Annotated in this window: 20 protein-coding genes and 1 pseudogene; 14 read left to right on the top strand and 7 right to left on the bottom strand. The window is 33.0% G+C overall.

Annotated features, from left to right (window positions below):
* Nucleotides 1-267: 267 nt before the first annotated feature.
* Nucleotides 268-2,262, top strand: a complete 1,995-nt coding sequence (locus tag CLAU_RS04970; protein ID WP_023162086.1) for a methyl-accepting chemotaxis protein — start codon at nucleotides 268-270, stop codon at nucleotides 2,260-2,262.
* 186 nt (nucleotides 2,263-2,448) lie between these two features.
* Here CLAU_RS04970 and CLAU_RS04965 read toward each other — a convergent pair whose 3' ends face one another.
* Nucleotides 2,449-2,631 (bottom strand): amidohydrolase family protein, encoded by a 183-nt coding sequence (locus CLAU_RS04965; RefSeq protein ID WP_029170214.1) that lies wholly within the window; start codon nucleotides 2,629-2,631, stop codon nucleotides 2,449-2,451.
* A gap of 260 nt (nucleotides 2,632-2,891) precedes the next feature.
* On the opposite strand from CLAU_RS04965, the gene CLAU_RS04960 reads away from it, so the two are divergent.
* The 4 genes and pseudogenes from CLAU_RS04960 (at nucleotide 2,892) to CLAU_RS20695 (ending at nucleotide 5,105) form a co-directional block, all read left to right on the top strand.
* The gene (locus CLAU_RS04960; RefSeq protein WP_023162085.1) at nucleotides 2,892-3,587 is read left to right on the top strand and encodes a LysR family transcriptional regulator; all 696 of its coding nucleotides are present in this window, start codon (nucleotides 2,892-2,894) and stop codon (nucleotides 3,585-3,587) included.
* Between the two features lie 7 nt (nucleotides 3,588-3,594).
* Nucleotides 3,595-3,717: pseudogene (locus CLAU_RS21095) on the top strand (methylcobamide--CoM methyltransferase); the annotation flags it as partial.
* A gap of 177 nt (nucleotides 3,718-3,894) precedes the next feature.
* Nucleotides 3,895-4,872 (top strand): methyl-accepting chemotaxis protein, encoded by a 978-nt coding sequence (locus tag CLAU_RS04955; protein ID WP_023162084.1) that lies wholly within the window; start codon nucleotides 3,895-3,897, stop codon nucleotides 4,870-4,872.
* Between the two features lie 92 nt (nucleotides 4,873-4,964).
* The gene (locus CLAU_RS20695) at nucleotides 4,965-5,105 is read left to right on the top strand and encodes a hypothetical protein (RefSeq protein WP_158212045.1); all 141 of its coding nucleotides are present in this window, start codon (nucleotides 4,965-4,967) and stop codon (nucleotides 5,103-5,105) included.
* Nucleotides 5,106-5,224: 119 nt separating this feature from the next.
* Here the strand turns inward: CLAU_RS20695 and CLAU_RS04950 are convergent, their stop codons facing one another.
* From CLAU_RS04950 to CLAU_RS21540, 3 genes are all read right to left on the bottom strand, one after another.
* On the bottom strand, nucleotides 5,225-5,959 hold the full coding sequence (locus CLAU_RS04950) for a TIGR03915 family putative DNA repair protein (protein WP_023162083.1): 735 nt from the start codon (nucleotides 5,957-5,959) through the stop codon (nucleotides 5,225-5,227).
* 11 nt (nucleotides 5,960-5,970) lie between these two features.
* Entirely contained in the window at nucleotides 5,971-6,243 is a 273-nt protein-coding gene (locus CLAU_RS21545; RefSeq protein WP_013239676.1) for a hypothetical protein, read from the bottom strand.
* Between the two features lie 62 nt (nucleotides 6,244-6,305).
* On the bottom strand, nucleotides 6,306-6,575 hold the full coding sequence (locus CLAU_RS21540; protein ID WP_023162082.1) for a hypothetical protein: 270 nt from the start codon (nucleotides 6,573-6,575) through the stop codon (nucleotides 6,306-6,308).
* 575 nt (nucleotides 6,576-7,150) lie between these two features.
* Here CLAU_RS21540 and CLAU_RS04935 point away from each other — a divergent pair.
* From CLAU_RS04935 to CLAU_RS04915, 5 genes are all read left to right on the top strand, one after another.
* Complete coding sequence (locus CLAU_RS04935) at nucleotides 7,151-8,164, top strand: SAM-dependent methyltransferase (protein WP_023162081.1); 1,014 nt, start codon at nucleotides 7,151-7,153, stop codon at nucleotides 8,162-8,164.
* 77 nt (nucleotides 8,165-8,241) lie between these two features.
* Complete coding sequence (locus CLAU_RS04930; protein WP_023162080.1) at nucleotides 8,242-8,739, top strand: GNAT family N-acetyltransferase; 498 nt, start codon at nucleotides 8,242-8,244, stop codon at nucleotides 8,737-8,739.
* Nucleotides 8,740-8,819: 80 nt separating this feature from the next.
* Complete coding sequence (locus CLAU_RS04925; RefSeq protein WP_013239672.1) at nucleotides 8,820-9,491, top strand: phage tail protein; 672 nt, start codon at nucleotides 8,820-8,822, stop codon at nucleotides 9,489-9,491.
* A gap of 29 nt (nucleotides 9,492-9,520) precedes the next feature.
* A complete protein-coding gene (locus tag CLAU_RS04920) occupies nucleotides 9,521-9,820 on the top strand; it encodes a DUF6916 family protein (RefSeq protein WP_023162079.1) in 300 nt (99 codons plus the stop codon).
* A 143-nt stretch (nucleotides 9,821-9,963) separates the two neighbouring features.
* Complete coding sequence (locus CLAU_RS04915) at nucleotides 9,964-15,090, top strand: cell wall-binding repeat-containing protein (protein ID WP_023162078.1); 5,127 nt, start codon at nucleotides 9,964-9,966, stop codon at nucleotides 15,088-15,090.
* 39 nt (nucleotides 15,091-15,129) lie between these two features.
* Here CLAU_RS04915 and CLAU_RS21535 read toward each other — a convergent pair whose 3' ends face one another.
* Nucleotides 15,130-15,384 (bottom strand): DUF4130 domain-containing protein, encoded by a 255-nt coding sequence (locus CLAU_RS21535; protein ID WP_242825682.1) that lies wholly within the window; start codon nucleotides 15,382-15,384, stop codon nucleotides 15,130-15,132.
* 20 nt (nucleotides 15,385-15,404) lie between these two features.
* Between CLAU_RS21535 and CLAU_RS04910 the strand changes: the two genes are divergently transcribed.
* The gene (locus CLAU_RS04910) at nucleotides 15,405-16,457 is read left to right on the top strand and encodes a methylcobamide--CoM methyltransferase (protein WP_029169997.1); all 1,053 of its coding nucleotides are present in this window, start codon (nucleotides 15,405-15,407) and stop codon (nucleotides 16,455-16,457) included.
* A 95-nt stretch (nucleotides 16,458-16,552) separates the two neighbouring features.
* Nucleotides 16,553-16,768, top strand: a complete 216-nt coding sequence (locus tag CLAU_RS04905; protein WP_035787820.1) for a hypothetical protein — start codon at nucleotides 16,553-16,555, stop codon at nucleotides 16,766-16,768.
* Nucleotides 16,769-16,804: 36 nt separating this feature from the next.
* Here CLAU_RS04905 and CLAU_RS04900 read toward each other — a convergent pair whose 3' ends face one another.
* Both CLAU_RS04900 and CLAU_RS04895 read right to left on the bottom strand, forming a co-directional pair.
* Nucleotides 16,805-17,539: a TIGR03915 family putative DNA repair protein gene (locus tag CLAU_RS04900; protein ID WP_013239666.1), complete on the bottom strand. Its 735-nt coding sequence runs from the start codon at nucleotides 17,537-17,539 to the stop codon at nucleotides 16,805-16,807.
* 11 nt (nucleotides 17,540-17,550) lie between these two features.
* Nucleotides 17,551-18,888: a putative DNA modification/repair radical SAM protein gene (locus tag CLAU_RS04895; protein ID WP_013239665.1), complete on the bottom strand. Its 1,338-nt coding sequence runs from the start codon at nucleotides 18,886-18,888 to the stop codon at nucleotides 17,551-17,553.
* Between the two features lie 292 nt (nucleotides 18,889-19,180).
* Here CLAU_RS04895 and CLAU_RS04890 point away from each other — a divergent pair, with 292 nt between their 5' ends.
* Together CLAU_RS04890 and CLAU_RS21440 are read left to right on the top strand one after the other, a co-directional pair.
* Complete coding sequence (locus CLAU_RS04890) at nucleotides 19,181-21,313, top strand: FAD-dependent oxidoreductase (protein ID WP_023162076.1); 2,133 nt, start codon at nucleotides 19,181-19,183, stop codon at nucleotides 21,311-21,313.
* Nucleotides 21,303-24,083, top strand: a complete 2,781-nt coding sequence (locus tag CLAU_RS21440) for an FAD-binding protein (RefSeq protein ID WP_013239663.1) — start codon at nucleotides 21,303-21,305, stop codon at nucleotides 24,081-24,083. Before CLAU_RS04890 ends, CLAU_RS21440 begins: the two co-directional genes overlap by 11 nt.
* The last annotated feature ends 15 nt before the right edge of the window (nucleotides 24,084-24,098 follow it).

The raw sequence follows: 24,098 nt of genomic DNA, 5'->3' as shown, positions 1-24,098 counted from the left end.
CAGTAGTACAGCAAAAAAATAATTGAAGCATATTTCTTAAAGAAGAAAAATCAATGTGGATATCAAATGTCAGCAGCATTTATGCGTAAACATTTTGAAACTATTGCCATGTACCTTGCCGTAAAGCTTGAGCGTTGTTGTCTTAAAAAATCCTTTTTTACTTCAAAATAGAGGCTATAACGAAATATGCGATGTAACTGAACTGTCACTAAGCAATAGAAGATGATTAATTATTTTTAAGTATTAATTTTACCAAGGAGAGGTATTATGGAAAGTATAAAAACAAAATTAATGACATGTTTTACATTATTAATAGGAGTTATATGTATAGGGCTAGGCATAATTTCATTTACGACTTCATCAAATGCATTAAAGTCTAATTTAAAAAAGACTTTACCTAAAATTGCAGAGCAAACTGCAAGCAATATTCAAGGAAGGATAGATGGTGAATTAAGTACCTTAGGGACAATTGCTGCGAGAGATGATATAAAAGATCCTAACATTCCTTGGCAAAAAAAACTACCAATTCTTTTACAGGAATCCAAAAGAATTGGCAGTATTAGGATGGCAATTGTAGATACGGATGGGAATTCACATAATACTCAAGGGGAAAGTGCTATTTCTAAAAGTAAGAGCTATTTTAAAAAAGCACTATTAGGTAAAAGCAACGTATCAGATCCAACAGTGAGCATAATTGATAGAACGATTGTTGTTTTATATGCAGTTCCTATTAAATGCAATAATGAAATTGTGGGAGTATTGATTGAAGCACGAGATGGTAATAAATTAAGTGGTTTAACTGATCAAATTAAATTTGGACAAACGGGAACTGGATTTATGATAAATAAAGTGGGAACTACTATTGCTAATAAGGATAGAAATTCAGTACTAAAAATGAAAAATATGATTAAAGAGTCAAAAAAAGATGCAAGCTTGCAGCCTTTAGCAGATATTGAAAATAAAATGATTGCTAGGCAAATAGGAATGGGTGAATATAAATATGGTGGAACAGAGAAATACATTGGTTATGCTCCAGTAAGTGGAACGGACTGGTCTGTAGGAGTTGAAGTAGAAAAAAATGAGATACTATCAGAACTAGGCAGTTTAAGAAATTCTGTTATGACATCATCCATAATATTTATACTAATAGGACTTGGTGTAATTTTTGTAATTGCTAATAATATATCTAAAGGAATAAGATCAACTTCTAAGCATTTGAGATTATTGGCAGAAGGCAATTTATGTGGAGAAGTTTCTACTAAGTATTTGAAATCAAGAGATGAAGTTGGCGATATGACTAATTCGATGAAAGTAATGCAGGAGTCATTAAAAAACATGATTAAAAAAATAAAAGAGATTTCTTCAAATATTAATATGCAGTCAGAAAACTTATCGTCTATTTCAGAAGAAATAGCAAATGTATCACAGAATGTTACAGAAGCAATATCTCAAGTTGCGGAAGGAACAAGTAATCAATCACAAAATCTAATACATATAACCGATATTCTTAATAAATTTAGTGAAAAATTATCTGGAATAGTTAAGGAAATACAGGTTGTAGATTCAAATTCTAGAGCGATAGGTTTAATGGCAAATGATAGTAGTAGGGAAATGAATGAATTAAATCAGTCGGTAATAAATGTGAGCAGTTCATTTAAAGAATTCTATAGTAAAATTATGACACTTGGAAAAGATATAAATGAAATAAATGAAATCACAAGTTTAATAAATAGTATTGCAGAACAAACAAATTTATTGGCATTAAATGCTAATATTGAAGCAGCTAGAGCAGGAGAAGCGGGAAAAGGATTTTCAGTAGTTGCAGAGGAAATAGGAGAACTTGCAGAACAATCAAAAAATTCATCAGAAAACATTAGCAAATTAATTAATGTAATATCCAAGAATGCTGACACTATAGTTCGAGAATCTGGTATGATGAGTGATGAAATGATGAATCAAGCTAAAATTGTAGGCAATTCAATAGTATCCTTCAAGAAAATAGTACAAGCAGTGGACGAAGTAATTCCTAAGATTGAAACAGTTAAAAGTTCCGCTGAGAATATAGAAAATGATAAGAAAACTATTTTGACTAGAATAGATGAATTATCTTCAATTTCAATGGAATCTTCAGCATCATCAGAAGAAATTTCAGCATCATCAGAGGAGATGAACGCTTCAACAGAAGAAGTGGCTTCTTCAGCACAAGTGCTCAATAATATGACTAACCAAATGATAGAAGAAATGAATAAGTTTAAAATTTGAAAAAAGAAAATATAGTTGAGTAGAACCCTTGAGTATAGGTGATGTACTTGAGGGTTTTTAGTATGTCTATAACCAAATAAAAAATTAATTACATAAATTAAAAAAAGGTCGATTAAAACAATGATTTAATGTAAGAAAACTTGAATAAATAAAGAATTATAGGACTTTTAAAGTATTGATAATATGTTAAAAATGGTGATGGATATTTACAAATCCAGGTAAAGCTACAAGATTGGTACAATCTATTAGCTCTGTTTTATCAGGTACACTAAGTTCCTTACCTATTGAAGTGATTTTTGGACCTTCTACTAATATGTCTACATTTTCAAGTATTTCATCTTTGGTATTAAATGTTACTACAAGTTTCAATATTCTTTAAATGAAATGGCACTGCCCTGTCCAAAAATATCTAAAGTTTTTATGCTTAAGAGCAGAAAATGTAATGTTTAATTTTGATATTAGTTTCATGTTATATTACCTCTTATATTGTATCAAATAATACTCAAGTCTATTATAAATTCAATAATATTATTTGAATAATACTATTAATGTTATATAATTGATAGGATAATACTATAATGACTTAACTTAATAAATTAAAATTCGTACAAAGAGAGAATTTTATTACTATGAATTTTCATCAATTAGAATATGTAATAGCTATAGCAGAAGAAAATAGTTTTTCTAAAGCAGCAAAAAAACTTTATATATCACAACCATCCTTAAGTGAGTATATTATGAGATTGGAAAAACAATTAGGAGTAAAACTATTTGACAGATCTACAAGCCCTCTTACTTTAACTTTTGCAGGAGAAATTGATATTGCCATTATGCATTTACCAATACAAGATAGTCGTATAGTATATGAACCTATATCAATTGAAAGGGTATTTTTAGTAGCTCCTCTTGGACAGCATACCCGCTCTCTTATAGAAATTGAAAAAAGGCAAAAGTTCGACTTCACCTGCTTAAAAAATGAAAAATTCATCCTAATAAAACCAGGGCATAGAATAAGATTTATTGCAGATGAATTGTTTAAACGTGCACAATTTGAACCTAATATTCTTATTGAAACTAGAAATATTGATACTGCATATAATCTTGCAAATGCAGGTATGGGCTTTACCTTAGTCCCAGAAAGTGTAATAAGGTTTTTTAACACAAACAATTACAAGAACTATTTTTTAATAGATGACATAAACTTCATACTTGCTGTGGCTTATAGAAAAGGAGATTATATAACAAAGGCATGTCATGAGTTCATTAAAATTACAAAAGAAGCTTTAGTTTCAAAACAAGGATCGGTATTTGCACCCCTGGGGTAGTAGTTATATAGCAGAATGTAATAATAGATATATAGATGAAGTGTCTAAGTTAGGTGTATCTATTGGATTTGCAGATCCAGTTTCATCCACTAGTCTTATAAGTCCAAAACAATTTAGAGAGTTTTCATTATTTGAATTTTACAAATGTTATTTTGGAATCAGCTAAGTAATATACATATAAGAGTATAATTCTGTCGAAAATTATAGAATTAAATAGTTTTTACTCAAAATAAATGGTTTAATCTGTGATATAATTTATTAAACATATTTATTAAAAGTTATGTATAGAAATGGAGGTATGTTATTTATGATTTTCTCATCAACAAAAGGTATTTATCGAAATTATTTGATGGTACTTCCTAACTTAAAAGAAATAATACAGGAAGATGTCATGGTTTGTTTGATGGATGGCCAAAAATTTCTTGGCTATTTTCCTGGAGATAAGATGGTTGCAGACATTAAGACTGGAGAGGATGTGCCAAAAGATGATCCACTACATAAGACAGTAAGTGAAAATAGAATAGTCTGCCAAATAGTACCAGAACATGTTTATGGTTTTCCTTTCAAGGCTGTAACCTTTCCTGTAAGAGATGAAGATGGAAAATGTATCGGTGCAGTGGGTTTTGCAAAATCTCTTGAGAAGGAATATGACCTTAGTAATTTGCTTAAGAATCTTACACATGCATTTGAAGAAGCTAAAGTTAGCATGGAAAGTGCATCTTCTCAACTTAGTGGTATTTCAGCTAATGCTCAGGAGAATTCATCAACATTAGAAGAAGTTTTAGGAGATGTTGATGACTTGATGAAATCCGCAAAAATCATAAATGATGTTGTTTGTGAGACAAAGTCATTGAGTCTAAAAATGAAAGAAGAGACAAAGAGTGGAGAGAAACTAGTTAATAATATTACTGATATAGTAAAAGACATTTCAGATTCATCAGGAAATGTTTTTAGTCTGATGACAAGACTGAATGATTCAACAAAAAGGATTGTAGATATAGTCAATCTTATAAATCAGGTGTCGGAACAAACAAACCTTTTAGCGTTGAATGCAGCAATCGAAGCGGCAAGAGCAGGTGAACAGGGTAAAGGCTTTGCAGTAGTAGCGGATCAGGTAAAGAAACTTTCAGAGCAGTCAAAGACTGCAACAATGGATATTAATACTCTTGTACAACAAATAGGCCAGGAAACAGGTAATATATTAAAAGCAATTACGGTGTCCGAAGAAAGAATTAAAGACGGTGTAGACGCCTCCGAAAGGACACTCGAAAGAATAATGGAATAACTGAGGAAATTGAAAAAGTAGATAAAAGAATTGAGTACATAGCTGAAAAATCAAGTATACAGTCGGAGCAATCGGAGAAAATATCTACTTGCATGAAAAATGTAGCTGAATCAGTGAACAATACAGCTTCGTATTCTGTTTCAGCCTCTGAACAAATAATTGAAGAAAAGAAGAGACTTTCTTCTGTGGATGAAGCTATAAGCAGTATTGCTAGTGAATTAGTAACAGTGTAAAATCAATGGATTAAACTTTCCAAGTGGATTTACAAAGTCAGCACTTGTAACTACCTGCTTTGCAGGTAGTGTTCTTTATATGAATTTAGACTTTGAATGTGTTGTGACAATATACTTTATTATTTAAATTCTGTAAGATGAGACCAATATCTTTTAGGCATGCAGCGGCTGCGCAGCCTTAAATTTTTACGTTCTTCTATGTTGACGGATTTATAAAAGGTTTTCCAAAGAGTTTCAAATTTGCCATCTGCTGAGTTTAAAATTTTAGCGTCTTCCTTTTTAAATTCAGTTATGATAGCGGTCTTTTTGTTGTATATGATTGCCAGTTCTCTTTTTAAATCATGAATTATAAAATTCTGATCGGAAAATCTTTTTGTAAAATGATTGAGTATTAATGGTAAAATATTGTGATCAGGTTCTATAGGAGCATAAAAACTTAATGGGGCTATTTCTTTAAATCTTACAAATCCGTTGAAGTTATGAGCTTCAGAAGTAACTTTTCTAGTATACTTGTCAACTAAAATTATAATATCATTATTTTTAGCCAAATTAATATTTGTACCATATTTATAGCAAAGTTTAAGATACTTTAAAGAAATAGAACTGGAATCTGAAATTCCACAAAGATATAAGTAATAAATATTTGTTAAAACTTTTCTGTTAAGTTTTTTAATGATGCTCTTATAAACTCTATCAAATTTATCGTACTCAATTGAAATATTTAAAGTTTCATTGAGAAATGAAGGTATATAGTCTCTGGATTTTGTTATGATACAAGATTCTCTGCAGCTGTAGGCATAGAAAATAGCTGTAAGTAAACCTTCAAAAGTATCATCATATATATATTCTTTCAAGACACAACCTCCTATAATTCACCAGTAATTGAGGTGAACTTATCATTTAACAAAAGCAATTTATTATTCGATGAAATTTTAGGGATAGTTAAATTGTTCATATTATCAAAGAAACTTAATTGTTCTCCCTTATCTATTGAATTTAAATCAACTTTAGGAGAAAGAGCCTTCTTGATGCGAATATCATCAAATTTCACAGCTCCATAATATCTGCCTTTGCAAGTAATAAAATATTGAGCCCTTTTTATGACTATGCCAAGTTTTTTTAGATCAAAAAAGTCCAATAAACCAATTCTGCGAGCACTTATTATCTTATGTGTACCTCGTATACCAATCCCAGGAACCCTTATAAGAATGTTATATAAGGAGCCTTATTTATTTCAACAGGAAATAGATGAATATTGTTTAAGGCATAATCATATATGCAGCAATTTGTTAGAAGTATCTTAAGCAGGGATACACACCGTCCATTTGGAGTAAAACTGTGGCATATACCACTTACATCAGCTGAACCAAGACTACCTTTTTTTGAATGTCTATTTAAGCCGGAAGATGAACAAGATACATCATATTTGGCTGCAGAAGATAAAATCCTTAACTTTTCACCTATTTTCATACTTCATCACCAATCTTTGCATTTCTATGAATTAATTATAACTCATTTTTTACTACAGAACAAGTGTTCTGATAGAACCTACGATATTAAACGGTAGATATGGTTTCTTTTGAAGTATATATAGAAGAATTATTTAGATAGTAAATGGAAAGTGATAAAAATTATATGCGAGATAATATAAAAAATATATTATTATATTAAAAAAATAATTAATAATTTATTAAATAAGAAAATTGTGCTAATTTTTTTTAAGAAATACCCAATATTATAAATATAATTGCCAAGAAATTAATGGTAAAACCGTTTTATAGTATCTAGAGAATATCATTACAGTAGATATGACGTTAAATAAAAATACGCTTAGCAGAATATATATATAGTATTAAGCATAAAAGAGTATATTTCATAATTATGAGTATGATTAAAATAATCTTGATTATAGTTACTTTATTAAAATTTATATAAAAAATACTCCAAAAGGAGTATATGTATATTAATTTTTGTATGCCATAATTATAAATTGTATACGAGGTTGTATTTTGATAATTTTTTAAAGAAATATTAAGAGGTAGTTTATGAAAGATTATAAAGAAGAACTAAAAAGAATTACAGGATTGCTGCTTAAAAAAGAAGACAATTATGGAGAAATAAAAAAAGCTGCAGATGATTTATACCATCTTTTTGTAACTGTATCTGGTTTAGAGGAAGATGATAAAGCTTGTAGGGAGGATTACTATTTACCAAAAGGAAAGGCAATAGGAACAGTTTGGGCAGGAATGTGTATAAAAGAATTTATGAGAACAAAGAAATTTGTCCGTGGAGTATTTTTAGGAATGAAATGTGCAAAAGAAAAATTCCCTAATAGGAAGATTAATATATTATATGCAGGTACAGGACCATTTGCCACTTTAATGCTGCCATTGACCACAATTTTTTCTAGCAGTGAGGTTGGATTTACTTTACTTGAAATAAATTTACGTAGTGTAGAAAATCTTAAAAAGGTGATTAAAACTTTTAAAGTTGAGGAATATGTTGAGAAGATAGTTCAATGTGATGCAGCTGAATATAAGGCAGATAGAGACAAACCTATTCATATGATTGTTACAGAAACTATGCAGAGAGCACTACAGAAAGAACCTCAAGTTGCTATAACTTTAAATTTAGTCCCTCAAATGGAGCCAGATGGAATTCTAATACCAGAAAATGTAGTTATTCAAGCAGGATTATTAGACACTAAAAGAGATATGGATAGAATGATGGGAGTAGAAGGAGCAGATAAGGATTATTGCTACCATTTAAATGAAATATTTCAGCTAAATAAGAGTACTGCAAGGATGGAAATGCAAGGAAAATACTTTTTTGAGGAGGTTGAAGTTGAAATTCCATCTGATGCTGATAAAAGATATAAAAATTTAAATTTGTTTACCAATATACAAGTTTTTGAAGAAGAAAGGTTATCATATCTACAGTGTTCATTAACATTACCTTTAAAAATTATGAATATAGGTAATGGTGATAATGTAAAGAAAGTAAATTTTCAATATGTTATTAATGAAATTCCAGGATTCAGGCATAAATTAATTAATTAGATATGGAAGGAAAAATAAGTTTGAAAGAAATTTTCCATGATGTTTTGTAACTTAAACGAAAGGATGGTTATATAAAAATGAAAGAAACTACGAATGAAAATGAAAGTAATAGTATTTCATTATGTCCTGCTGAACCAAAAGATTATGAATTTTTATTAAAAGTTTTTAAAGAAGGTCGACCAGAATTAAATTTTATAAGCAATTTAAGTGAAGAAAAAAAGGAAGATATTATAGTAGAACAGTTTAAAATACAGCAGCAGCAGTTAGCGAGAATGTATCCTAAGGCTGAATTTTATATAGTAAAATTGAATGATGAATCGGTAGGAAGGTTATATTTACATCGTGGAGAGGCTAACTATCGTATTTTGGAAATAGGACTTTTAGAGCAATATAGAAATCAAGGTATTGGAAGGAGAACTATGAAATTAATAATTGAGAACGCTATAAAAGAAAGAAAAAATTTAAGTCTTCAAGTAATTTGGTTTAATAATAAAGCTTTTTTATTTTATGAGAAACTTGGTTTTAAAATTACTGAAAATAATAATATTTTTTGTGAAATGCAATATATAATTTAATTTACTAATGTTGGTAATCAGGTGTATTTAATTATGCCTTTGATTATAGATAATAAATAAAATGGAAGGAGATTAACAAAATGGATGAAGCTTATATAGGATCAATTGTATTATTTGCAGGCACTTTTGCACCACAAGGGTGGGCTTTTTGTTGGGGGCAGATGCTCCAAATCAGTCAGTATACGGCACTATATTCGATACTAGGTACTAATTATGGAGGAAATGGGTCAAGTACCTTTGCACTGCCGGATCTTCGTGGTGCTGTACCTATTGGTTGTGGTACTCCAACAATTTATGGAAGGATAACTTCTACATTGGGACAATATGGAGGGTTGTCTGCAGTCAAATTAACAACTGATAATTTGCCGCCTCATAACCATACTTTTACTGCACAGACACAAGGAATGAACTTGAGTACAGCGGCTGGAACTGGGACTTACACTATTCCGGCAAGTCCTAATACAGCAACTGTTACTACACCAACTGATAAAACCTATCTTGCGTTGACACAAGATCCAACTAGTGGTAATAGTACACCTATATATAAGGAGCCTGCTTCTGGCGATAGAGATAATGTGCAAATGCCAGGAGGTACAATAAATATACCATCCGCTGCAGTAACAGGTACATTAGGTACTATCGGTGGGACTACTGCTGCAACAGGTGCTGGACAGTCTATTAACACGATGTCTCCATATGTTGCTATGAATTACATTATTGCCCTTCAGGGCTTGTATCCTTCAAGAGATTAATAATGTTGATAGCGAGGAGAGAGATTATAATGTTGGGCGCCTTTACAAATAAGACTTTTAGTGTAGGTGATATTTTCAAGGTTTCTGATGACGAAGAAAATTTTTTTGAAATTGTTCTAGTGAAGGTTTCAGAGGGAAAATATAAGATGTCTAATGCTAAAAGAGATCCATTTACCCTTATTTTTAAAAGAAAGAAAGATATATTTATAAATCAAGGCACATATGAGATAGAGCAAGAGAAAGTTGGTATTTTTCATATATTTATGACTCCAATGCTTCCACTTGATGGGGATCAAGAAGCGTACTATTATCAGGCTTGCTTTTCTTGATGCGAAATCTAATTGAGCTAAGTGCAAGTGTCTTATAACAGATAGGATATACAGACGGATTTTGTACGTCCTGAGGTTTCGACGATTAAGGGTAATTTCAATATGGAAACTATAAGTAGATTTAGTAAAGGAGAGTAGAAATTTTGAATGTATTTAAGAAAAGATTAATTTCATTAATACAGGTCATATGTATGTTAGTAGGAATCATGTGGGGCGTGCCTTTTAGTAGAGGAAATAAAGTGTATGCAGCTTTGGCAAATCATGTTGTGATTAGCCAAATTTATGCTGGAGGAGGTTTGGATGTAGGTAATCCAACCTATAATCGTAAATTTGTAGAATTATATAATCCTACAAATTCCAGTGTAGATTTATCTACCTGGTCCCTCCAATGTCAGGAGAATAAATCTATTAATAGTGTTAAAATAAACCTTACTGGTACTATTCAAGCACATGGATATTATTTAATTGTGTCAGCGATTGCTGGGAGTGTTGGTCAAGATATACCTGTAGGAGAAGATGTGTTATATAATTTTAAAATAAATACATCTCAGCAAAAAGTTATTCTTGCTAATACACAAGATGCTTTAACATTTACTGATATAACTGGAAGTCCAAGAAGTGCGAATATTATTGATGCAGTAGGGTATGGGATTGGTAAGTACTCTTATTCAGAAGGAAATAGTGCTCCGACGCAATCTGTTACTCAGAGTCTTTTACGTAAGGCAAATGATGGCAGTACGCCATATATCGGTAGTGGCAATGGAAATGGGTGGGATACAGATGATAATGCAAGTGATTTTGTTGTATGTAACACCCCATTTCCAAGGAATTCATCGGTTGTAGAACCAGTTCCACCAGCAGCATTTACAGTAAACCAGCCAACAAGTGCAGATAATGGAGTAAATGATGATGGAAAGAGCAGTGTAACAGTAAACTGGACAGATTCAGCAACAACCACAGTAGACCACTATGAAATAGTAGCAAAGGAAGGATTAGCACCAGAAGTTAGTGATATAGTGCCAGGAGAGACAAGCATAGCAAATAGAATACAGACAGCTACCTTTGACTGGACAGCAGGAGAAAACTTATATGTAGGAGTGGTGGCAGTAGATATAAATGGGTTAAGGACATTGTGCACTGGTACACCAGCAAATGTGACAGTAGCAGCAGATGGACATACAGCATCAAATGTAGCAACAGTAACATCAGGAAGCTATACAGTAAGTGCAGGAGGCACATCAAATGAAACAATAACAAATGTACCATATGGGACGACAAAATCAGATTTTGTAGCAGCACTGACTAAGGGAGAATCCCATGAGAGCTTTGATGAAACAGGATTGCATGATCCAGTAGTAAGCGGAGACAAGATAGTGGTAACAGCAGAAGATGGAACAACAAAGGTGACGTATACAATTACAGTAAAACCAGCACCAAAGAGCACGGTAGCAACGGTAACATCAGGGAGCTATACGGTAAGTGCAGGAGGCACAGCAAATGAAACAATAACAAATGTACCATATGGTACATCAAAAATAGCATTTCAATCGGCATTGACAAAAGGAAATGCAAGCCAGACTTGGGATGTATCAGAGCTATCAGATCCAGTAGCAAGTGGAGATAAGATAGTGGTAACAGCAGAGGATGGAACAACAAAGGTGACGTATACAATTACAGTGAATGCTGCACCAAAGAGCACGATAGCAACGGTAACATCAGGGAGCTATACGGTAAGTGCAGGAGGCACATCAAATGAAACAATAACAAATGTACCATATGGTACATCAAAAATAGCATTTCAATCGGAATTGACAAAAGGAAATGCAAGCCAGACTTGGGATGTATCAGAGTTATCAGATCCAGTAGTAAGTGGAGACAAGATAGTAGTGACGGCAGAAGATGGAACAACAAAGGTGACGTATACAATTACAGTAAAACCAGCACCAAAGAGTACGATAGCAACGGTAACATCAGGGAGCTATACAGTGAGTGCAGGAGGCACATCAAATGAAACAATAACAAATGTACCATATGGGACGACAAAATCAGATTTTGTAGCAGCACTGACTAAGGGAGAATCCCATGAGAGCTTTGATGAAACAGGATTGCATGATCCAGTAGTAAGCGGAGACAAGATAGTGGTAACAGCAGAAGATGGAACAACAAAGGTGACGTATACAATTACAGTAAAACCAGCACCAAAGAGCACGGTAGCAACGGTAACGTCAGGAAGCTATACGGTAAGTGCAGGAGGCACATCAAATGAAACAATAACAAATGTACCATATGGTACATCAAAAATAGCATTTCAATCGGAATTGACAAAAGGAAATGCAAGCCAGACTTGGGATGTATCAGAGTTATCAGATCCAGTAGTAAGTGGAGACAAGATAGTAGTGACGGCAGAAGATGGAACAACGAAGGTGACGTATACAATTACAGTGAATGCTGCACCAAAGAGTACGATAGCAACGGTAACATCAGGGAGCTATACAGTGAGTGCAGGAGGCACATCAAATGAAACAATAACAAATGTACCATATGGGACGACAAAATCAGATTTTGTAGCAGCACTGACTAAGGGAGAATCCCATGAGAGCTTTGATGAAACAGGATTGCATGATCCAGTAGTAAGCGGAGACAAGATAGTGGTAACAGCAGAAGATGGAACAACAAAGGTGACGTATACAATTACAGTAAAACCAGCACCAAAGAGCACGGTAGCAACGGTAACATCAGGGAGCTATACGGTAAGTGCAGGAGGCACATCAAATGAAACAATAACAAATGTACCATATGGGACGACAAAATCAGATTTTGTAGCAGCACTGACTAAGGGAGAATCCCATGAGAGCTTTGATGAAACAGGATTGCATGATCCAGTAGTAAGTGGAGACAAGATAGTAGTGACGGCAGAGGATGGAACAACAAAGGTGACGTATACAGTAACAGTAAATTCACCAATAGTACCAGCAGCATTTACAGTAAACCAGCCAACAAGTGCAGATAATGGAGTAAATGATGATGGAAAGAGCAGTGTAACAGTAAGCTGGACAGATTCAGGGACAGTCACAGTAGATCACTATGAAATAGTAGCAAAGGCAGGATCAGCACCAGGAATTAGTGATACAGTGGCAGGAAAAACAAGTATAGCAAAAGGAATACAGACAGCTACCTTTGACTGGACAGCAGGAGAAAACTTATATGTAGGTGTGGTAGCAGTAGATGTAAATGGGTTAAAGACACTTTGCAGTGGAACGACAGCAAATGTAACAGTAACAGCAGACGGACACACACCGACGCCACCTGAAATAATCTCAAAAGGTACTGTTATAGATCCAGAAACAGGTAAGGAAGTCGAAAGTATAGAAACAAAGGTAACAAAAGAAGTTGATGGAACTGAAACTGTGTCAGTGAAATCACAGGAAGCTATAGTGTTAAGAACTCCAGATGGTAAAGTAAATCCAGTAATAAATATCTCGAAACTAGGATTTTCATCAGAAGGAACTTCAATTTCATCAGATGGAACCATTAAAATTGAAAATTTAGCAAAGGGTACGGAATCAAAAATTAATGTAACTTTTGATTTAGGTTTTGGGCAGAAAATTATTATCGGAACTATTGATGTTAAGGTTTCTGAAAATGGGGATGTAAGCTTAAACAGTACATTAATTGATCCTTATGGTATAATAACAGATGCATCAAATGGAAAGGCAATTAATGGAGCTAATGTAATACTTTATTATGCAAACACTCCAAGAAATATAGCTTCAGGTAGGAAACCAGATACTGTAGTGCAACTTCCAGCTATAAATGGTTTTAAACCTAACAATAATGAAAACCCACAAGTAAGTGATGCTGCTGGAGCTTATGGATTTATGGTATTCCCTAATACGGATTATTATATAGTAGCATCCAAAGATGGCTATGATAAATACACAAGCCCTACTATTTCTGTGGAAAAGGAAATTGTAAAGCATGATTTTAAAATGAATAAATCAGTGCCACCAGTACAAAATTCAACAATAAATCCAATTACAGCAGAGTTTGATAAAAATACTTCCAAACAAGCAGATGTAAGCACAACAATGACTTTAAATGGCAACACTTTAGTAAGTGTTGTAAACCTAAGCAAAACTTTAGTAAATGGAACAGACTATGAAGTAAAAGATAATGCAGTAACAATTAAGAAAAATTACTTGTCACAACAAAGTATAGGAACAACTACATTAACTTTTAATTTTAGTGCAGGAAATGCTCAGACTTTGGTAATTACAGTAAAGGACACAACATCATCCTCCAGTGGAGGATCAAGTGGTGGCAGTGGAACAGCACCATCACCTGCAAAAGCGATATTAGAAAGAATATATGGACAAGATAAAGTAAGTACAGCTATTGCTATTGCAAAAGCGACATATAAGGATAAGGTTTCAAAGGTCATTTTTGCATCTTCAGACAATTATCCAGATGCACTAGCGGGAAGTGTATTAGCCTACAAGGAAAAAGCACCAATACTGTTAGTAGGAAAAAATGTTGAAGATCAAGAAAAAGTAATAACTTATATGAAGGAAAATATGAATCCCACAGGAAATGTATATGTTCTTGGAGGAATAGGTTCAGTAAGCAAGGATATGGAAGCTAAAATAAATGCAGCTGGTTTTAGTAATATCACCAGAATAGGTGGAGCAGACAGATATGAAACGGCAGCAAAAATTACTGATACAGTAGGAGTTAAAGAAGGAACACCAGTAATTATTGTATCAGGAGACAATTATCCAGATGCAATATCAGTAAGTAGTACTGCAGCAGTAAATCAATACCCAATATTTATGGTAAGTAAAGATAAAAATCCAGATGTAGTTAAGAAGGAAATTTCAACTATAAAGCCAAGTAAAGTCTATGTAATAGGCTTACAAGGAGCCGTAAGTGTAGGAGTTGAAGATCAGTTTAAAGCTTCAGTAGGCAAAACAAATGTAGTAAGAATAGGTGGACAGGATAGATATGAAACTTCTCTTAATGTAGCAAAATACTTTAATACATCAGTGGAAAAGGTATCTGTAGCGTCAGGAGAAAACTTCCCAGATGCGTTAGCAGGCAGCAGTTATGCAGCAAATAATAAATCACCTGTAATACTTGTGGCAAGTAGTCTTACAGAAGAACAAAAAGAATATTTAGAAGATGCTAAATTAAAAAATGTTACGATTTTTGGTGGAACAAGAGCTGTAACTACTGAAGTTGAAAATGAAATTAAGGAGTTAATAAAAAAGTAATTTTATGATTAAGAGGAAGGTTTTAATATCTTCCTCTTATTATATTAAAAATTGATGAAAGTTAGAGATATAAACATATGAAGCATATTTAAATCTTACAAATCCATTGAAGTTATGAGTTTCAGAAGTAACTTTTCTAGTATACTTATCAACTAAAATTATAATATCATTATTTTTAGCTAAATTAATATTTGTACCATATATTAAAGTCTTATAGAAAGAGTTTGACCTATTGGTATTTAATATGGTTATAGAAAAATTATTATTGTAATGATAGAATTCAACTAAAGACATAAAGTAGGGAGTTGATCTTGTTGATTAAAGAAGAAATGACACCAAAAGAAAGAGTACAAGCTTTTTCTAAAGGAGAAGAAATTGATAGAATAGTATGTGTACCTGATATGGGGGTTACCATGACACCTTTTATTGGAGTTAAAGCTAGTGAATATTATCATTCACCACAACTTATGGCGGATCTAGAAATAGCTTTATTTAAAAGACTTCGTCACGATGGGGCAAGTATATCAACTAGTCTTAGAGGAGTTGCTGAAGCCATGGGAGCCCAAATAGGGTATCCTGATCATGGCATATCTTATCTAATAGAGCCAGCAATTAAATCTGTAGAGGAAATAGAATCTCTCAAAATTATTGATCCTTTAAAAGATGGTAATTTGCCAGTTTTAATTGAAGCTATAAAGCTCACTAAAAATGCACTTATGGATGAAGTAGATGTTGGGGCTGCTATGTCAGGGCCTTTTAGTGTTGCAGCTTCAGTAGTTGGAACAGAAAATTTGTTAAAATGGATAATTAAGTGTCCTGAAAAGGTTCATACTTTAATGGATATAATAGCAGAATGTAATAATAGATATATAGATGAAGTGTCTAAGTTAGGTGTATCTATTGGATTTGCAGATCCAGTTTCATCCACTAGTCTTATAAGTCCAAAACAATTTAGAGAGTTTTCATTACCTGCCCTTAAGAAAAATATTGATAGAATAAAAGAAAAGACAGGAAGTTCTCCTGCAATACATATTTGTGGCAAAAGCAAGGATATCTGGAAAGATGTTGTAAATGCAGGTGTTTCTAATTTTAGTATCGACGATTATGAAGATTTAGAAGAAGCTAAAGAAATAATGGGGGACAGAGTGGTTATTACAGGAAATGTTCCACCAGTGGATGTTATGTATGAAGGAACAAAAGAAGATATTTTCAACTCAGTTAAAGAATGTATTAGAAAAGGACATGATTCTAAAAAAGGATATGTTTTAAGCACAGGCTGCCAAATTCCAATGAACACTCCAATAGAAAAGGTTGAAATGTTTATGGAAGCTGGAAGAACCTATGGAAAATATCCTTTAAAATTGTAAATTAAGATAAGTAATTTAAGAGAAGAAAAGTCAGAAATCAGTAAACAGCATCAAGTAAATCAACATTAGAAGAAGTTTTAGGAGATGTTGATGACTTGATGAAATCCACAAAAATCATAAATGATGTTGTTTATGAGACAAAGTCATTGAGCTTAAAAATGAAAGAGGAGATAAAGAATGGAGGAAAACTAGTTAATAATATTACTGGTATAGTAAAAGACATTTCAGATTCATCAGGAAATGTTTTTAGTCTGATGACAAGACTGAATGATTCAACAAAAAGGATTGTAGATATAGTCTTCTTTATATGAATATAGACTTTGAATGTGTTGTGAAAATATACTTTATTATTTAAATTCCGTAAGATGATTCCAATATCTTCTTGGCATGCAGCGGCTGCGCAGCCTTAAATTTTTGCGTTCTTCTATGTTGACGGATTTATAAAAAGTTTTCCAAAGGGCTTCAAATTTGCCATCTGCTGAGTTTAAAATTTTAGCATCTTCCTTTTTAAATTCAGTTATGATAGCTGCCTTTTTGTTGTATATGATTGCCAGTTCTCTTTTTAAATCATGAATTATAAAATTCTGGTCGGAAAATCTTTTTGTAAAATGATTGAGTATCAATGGTAAAATATTGTGATCAGGTTCTATAGGAGCATAAAAACTTAATGGTGCTATTTCTTTAAACCTTACAAATCCATTGAAGTTATGAGCTTCAGAAGTAACTTTTCTAGTATACTTGTCAACTAAAATTATAATATCATTATTTTTAGCCAAATTAATATTTGTACCATATTTATAGCAAAGTTTAAGATACTTTAAAGCAATAGAACTGGAATCTGAAATTTCACAAAGATATAAGTAATAAATATTTGTTAAAACTTTTTTGTTAAGTTTTTTTATGATGCTCTTATAAACTCTATCAAATTTATCGTACTCAGTTGGAATATTTAAAATTTCATTGAGAAATGAAGGTATATAGTCTCTTGACTTTGTTATGATACAATTTTCTCTGCAGCTGTAGGCATAGAAAATAGCTGTAAGTAAACCTTCAAAAGTATCATCATATATATATTCTTTCAAGACAGAACCTCCTATAATTCACCAGTAATTGAGGTGGATTTATCATTTAACAAAAGCAGTTTATTATTCGATGAAATTTTAGGGATAGTTAAATTGTTCATATTATCAAAGAAACTTAGTTGTTTTCCCTTATCTATTGAATTTAAATCAACTTTAGGAGAAAGAGCTTTCTTAATGCGCATATCATCAAATTTCACAGCTCCATAATATCTGCCTTTGCAAGTAATAAAATATTGTGCCCTTTTTATTACTATGCCCAGTTTTTTTAGATCAAAAAAGTCTAGTGAACCAATTCTGCGGGCACTTATTATCTTATGTGCACCGCGTATACCAATTCCAGGAACCCTTATAAGAATGTTATAAGGAGCCTTATTTATTTCAACAGGAAATAGATGAATATTGTTTAAGGCATAGGTTGTTTTAGGATCAAAGTTGATATCAAAGTTAGGATTTTTTTCATTTAATAATTCTTCTGCTTTAAATCCATAAACTCTCAGCAGCCAATCACCTTGATACAATCTGTGTTCTCTTAAAGTAGGTGGAGTTTTAATATCTGGAAGATTGGGATTGCTATTAACAGGAACATATGCGGAATAGTAAATTCTTTTTAGATCAAATTTGTTATACAAATTTTCTGTTAAATTCAGTATATTTAAATCATTTTCTTTTGTAGCTCCCACAATAAGCTGGGTGCTTTGTCCTCCAGGCACGAATATAGATGAATTTTTATATTTTCTACGGTCATACTTATTTGCAATAATATTATTTTTAATATCTCCCATAGGTTTAAAAATATCGTGCTTATTTTTTTCAGGTGCCAATAATTTAAGCGATTTTGCTGATGGCAGTTCTATATTTACACTCATTCTGTCTACAAGGGAACCGGCCTTTTTTATAAGGTCTTTGTCAGCTCCGGGAATTGCTTTCATATGAATGTAACCCCTGAAGTTATATTCATTTCTTAGTTTATAAGCAACAGTTGTAAGCAGTTCCATGGTAAAGTCGGCATTTTTCACAATTGATGAACTTAAAAACAAGCCTTCTATATAATTGCGTCTGTAAAAGTTCATTGTCAAATCTACAATTTCATCGCAAGTAAAAAAAGCTCTTTCAATATCATTGGATTTTCTATTAATACAATAAGAACAATCATATATGCAGCAATTTGTTAGAAGTATCTTAAGCAGGGATACACATCGTCCATCTGGAGTAAAACTGTGGCATATACCGCTTACATCTGCTGAACCGAGACTGCCTTTTTTTGAATGTCTATTTGAGCCCGAAGATGAACAAGATACATCATATTTGGCTGCAGAAGATAAAATTCTTAACTTTTCACCTATTTCCATACTTCATCACCAATCTTTGCACTTTTATGAATTAATTATAACTCATTTTTCCTAAAAGAACAAGTGTTCGCAAAATGAAGCTAGATAATGTGTAAAGTAATCAAAAATTTATTTGTTTTACTGTTCTAATTTAAATTTAAGACAAATGTCTGAAATTTACCTATTTTTAAATCTAATTTTTCAATATTCAAAGGAAGTATTTATCAAAAAAACAATATATAATAATTGTTAAAGAAATAACAATTATTATATATTGTTTATAACTAATTAAAGATAAGGAAGGGGTAGAGAAGTGGTTAATATTATAATTGACGGAAAAGAAATTACAGTTCCTCAAGGTGTAAGCGTTTTAGAAGCAGCACTTCAAAATGGAATTTATATTCCACATTTGTGTCATCATCCGGATTTACCAGAAATTGAATCCTGCCGCTTATGCATAGTTGAAGTTCAAGGAAGGGAAGGAGTTTTTACTTCCTGTACACTTAAAGTAGAAGATGGACTAAATATTTGTACAAAAAGTGAAAAGATTGATCATTTAAGAAAGTTAGCAATGGAATTATTGCTTGCAGCTCATCCTGAAGATTGTTCAACTTGCCCCAAATATGGAAGATGTGAATTTCAGACATTGATACAATATATGGAAGTATCGGCAACAAGAATGAGGACAAGAGTAAAAGGATTTCAAAGCAATGAAAAAAATCCTCTCTTAATTCATGATATGAATCGATGTGTACTGTGTGGAAGATGTGTGCGTGCTTGTAATGATTTGAGGGGAGTAAAGGTTCTTCAATACAATAAGAAGGACATGGAAACATATGTAGGAACTCTTCAGGATAAACTATTAAAAGATTCTGATTGCTGTTTTTGTGGAGCATGCGCAGAGGTTTGTCCAACAGGAACTATTCGTGACATGTTAAATTATTCTCCAATTGAAAAACGTGATACTTTAATTCCATGTGAAGCTACTTGTCCTGTACGTACGAATATACCTAAGTATTTACGTTTTGCAAAAGAAGGTAAATTTGCCGAGGCTACAGCAGTAATACATGAAAAACTTCCTTTCCCAGAATGTTTAGGTCGTGTATGTGCACATTCATGTGAAAGCAAATGCAGGCGTGGTGAAGTTAATGAAGCTGTGTCTATTCGTGATATTAAAAGATTTGCTGCAGAACATGACAATAATAAATTATGGAAGAAAAACAGTAAGCATCTTCCATCAACAGGAAAAACAGTTTGCGTAGTTGGAGGTGGTCCAGCTGGACTCGCAGCAGCATTTTATTTGGCTAAGCAGGGACATGAAGTTGTTTTGAAAGAAGCATATCCAAGGCTTGGTGGGCAAATGCAGTATGGAATTCCATCTTATCGGTTGCCTCGTGAGATTGTAGACAAAGAAGCCAACTATGTAAAAGAAGTTGGGGTTAAAGTTGAATTAAATACTAGAGTAGAGAAACCTAAAGAATTATTGGAGAAATTTGATGTAGTACTTATGGCTATAGGAACCCATAATGGAGTACGTCTTCCTATGGAAGGGAATGAGCTCAATGGTATTACAGTTAATACAGAATTTTTGCGAAAGGCTTCAATGGGGGAAGATACTGGAATTGGAAAGCATGTTATTGTTCTTGGAGGTGGAAATGTTGCTTTTGATTGTGCAAGAACTGCTAAAAGGCTTGGGGCAGAAGAAGTTCATTTAGCATGTCTAGAAAAACGTGAAGTGATGTTAGCTGATGATGAGGAAATTTTACAGGCTGGTGAAGAAGGTATTTTTGTACATCCTGGACAAACTTTTGAGAGAATTGTTGGTGATGATAAAGTTACCGGTGCTGCTTTCTGCAATGTTAAGAACTTTTATTTTGATGAAAATCGTAAAGCCATCATTGAAAAGGAACCAAATTCAGAGCACATTATTAATGCAGATACTGTTATATTTGCAGTTGGACAGAGAACTGCAATTAATGAAGATGCAGGGTTAAAACTTGGGCGTGGAAATTCCATTGCAGTTGAAATTGGGAAAAGTGCTAAGACGAGTGTAGAAGGAATTTTTGCCTGTGGAGATGCAGTGTATGGAACTAAAACTGTAATTGAGGCAGTTGCATCAGGAAGAGCTGCTGCCAGTGAAATTGATCGTTTCCTTGGAGGAGATGGAGACATTTCAGAAGTGTTAGCACCTGAGGAACAAAAGCTTTCAAACATTGGAAGAATAGAAGGATTTGGGTATTTAAGGCGTGCAAAAGAAGACATTGTACAAGCAGATAAGCGAAAGAATAACTTTAATGATGTAAATAAAGGACTTTGTAATGATGATATTTGCAGTGAGGCAGGAAGATGCTTGCAGTGTGACCTTAGATTTGATATTACAAAGCATCGTGTTTGGAGCGATTATTCTATAAGCAATGAAGTGGAGGTGAACAAAAATGCTAACTAATAATACTGAGGCACTTATATTGGCAGAAAAGATTGGAAAAGAAGCTGCACTATCATGTTTACAGGGAATGTATGATTATGGCACAAGTCCTATGAAAGTTTTAGATATGATAAAGGAAAAACCTAATTGTAAAGTTATAGTTGGAGCACTAAACAATTCGGATACAGATGGAATGCTTAATATTTTGGCAAAAACAAATCCAGCTGGACTTGCAGCAGGTCTTTCAGTATTAGCAAAGGCATCAGGAGCAGAAGAGGCCCTATTAGAACTTCGTAATACGGATAATGAAGCTGAATTATTAGCCAGTGCAAAAACAGCAGGAGTAAAACTTAGAGTAGAAGTAGGTGAACTAGTTGATGTAAGGGCACATAAAGAGCATATTATTTTTAATTTAGAAACTTTAGCCGGAATTGCCGATAAAATTACGGGCACAGCACCAGGAATTATTATAGCAGTAGATGAAGATGTACCTAAGGAAGTTAAATTCGGTACAAAACTTGTGGATTTTTTAGACACAGCTAAGGTTAAATCGGTTATGATTAACCACCATTTTTATAGATTAGATGTATTAAATAATGGCATTATAAAGGAAAACTCCTATGGAAGTGGTGTTATTCATATAATTTACGAAAATGATTGCATAGTAGAAAAAACAAAAAAAGAACTAGAAAATCTTAGAAAGCAAAGCTGTGGAAAATGTACTTTTTGCCGTGAAGGATTATATCAGCTTGATGTTATATTTGATGACATGATAAAAGGCAGATCAGAGAAAGAGGATCTTGCTATGGTAGAAGAGTTAACAAGTGCAATGAAATTTTCATGTAATTGCTCATTAGGAAAATGCTCAGGAGAACCAGCAGCAAGTGCAATAACAGAATTTAAATTAGAAGTAGAGCAGCATATAAAGAAGAGGGGATGTCCTGCTGGCCAGTGTTTAGCCTTTACAAATATATACGTAGATCCTAGAAAATGCAAAGGTTGTGGAAAATGCTTGGAAGTTTGTCCAGAGGATTGTATTGAAGCAAAAAAGGGCTATATTTCCATGATTGACGAATTTGATTGCACTAAATGCGGCATATGTATAGATGAATGTCCCAATAATGCAATTGTTAAGGTAAATGGCAAAACCCCTAAACTTCCTACAAAACTAACAAGAGTAAAAGGAAGTAAAAATATAACAGAAGAGGACACAGAGAAGAAAAAACGGCACAATTTAAAAAGACACAGAACTAAGCTTGTTATTCCACTTAAAAAAGATAATAATAAAGCATCTGAGAAAATATCAGAGATTAAAAAGTCAAAGGAGGGTACTATTATGAAAAAGATGGAAACAGATATTATAATCGCAGCAGGAGGCCCAGCAGGACTGGCAGCAGCTATTACAGCTGGAGAGAACAATTTAAAATCTATTCTTTTTGAAAAATCTAGTACAACAGGTGGAGCAGCAAACATGGGTATGGGACCACTTGGAATAGATACTAAAATTCAGAAAGATAACTTTAACAATATAAGTGTAGCAGAAGCCCTTGACATGCATATGAAATATACTCATTATCGTGTAGATGAGGATTTAGTTCAGACATACTTTAATAAGAGTGCAGAAACAATTGAATGGTTACAGGATATGGGAGTAGAATTTGCAGGAGCATTTCGCTATTTTAAAGAATCAGCGGCAACTTGGCATATAGTTAAGCCGGAAAATGGAGTTATTGGACCACGTGCAGCTAGTGGAATGGCAAAAATAATGACAGAACGTGCAAAAGAACTTGGAACAAAAATCCTATTGGAAACACCAGTGGTTTCTTTAATAAAGGAAAATGGAAGAATATGTGGTGTTAAAGCACAAGATAGTGAAGGTAATATTATTGAAGTCAGGGCAAAAGCTGTTATTGTTGCAACTGGTGGTTTTGGCAATAACAAGAATATGATAAAATCTGAATTTGGTTTGACAATTGGAGAAGATTATTTCCCATTTATGGTTCCTGGAATAACAGGTGATGGCTTGAAAATGATGTGGGAAGCAGGTGCAATGAAATATGGAGAAAATATTGAGGCAATTTATCAGCTTCCTGATAATTTAAACTGGTTTTTACTAGATGCAGTGCTGCGTCAGCCAAATCTTTTAATTAATCAACTTGGTGATCGTTTTATGAATGAAGGAGATATGGGAAATACTACATTTACTGGAAATGCCATTGCAATGCAGCCGGGCAATTATGCTTACTGCATTATGGATGAAGGAATTTTAAAACATTATAAAAAGAATGGTCCAGATATTTTTGATATTGTTCATCCAGCAGATGCTTTCCTTGCAGTTGATGGAGAGATTGCTAAGGCAGTAGAACAAGGTTATGAATCATATTTTGAAGCACGAACAGTAGAAGAGCTTGCTAAAAAACTTAATATTGATGCTGAAAAATTACAAGATACTATTGATGAATATAATGAAGCCTGTGAAACGGGAGTAGACACTAAATTCCATAAAAAACAGGCATATCTCCATCCTATCACTGGAAAGGGAAAATATTTAGTTGGAAAATTCTACCTTGGAGCTTATGGAACAATTGGTGGTGTTCGTATCAATAAATATTGTGAAGTTTTAGATGAAAGCTTTAATCCAATTGAGGGACTTTATAGCGCTGGTACTGATGCTAATACAATTTATGGAGACAGCTATAATTTTACTCTTCCTGGTAACAGCATGGGATTTGCAATTAATTCAGGACGTATGGCTGGAGAAAGTGCCGCAGAGTATATTGAAGAAGTATAAAGAAAGGGGAAAGAT

It is taken from the genome of Clostridium autoethanogenum DSM 10061, from assembly GCF_001484725.1.
Classification (GTDB): domain Bacteria; phylum Bacillota; class Clostridia; order Clostridiales; family Clostridiaceae; genus Clostridium_B; species Clostridium_B ljungdahlii.
This window is presented reverse-complemented; position numbering and strand designations above follow the sequence as displayed.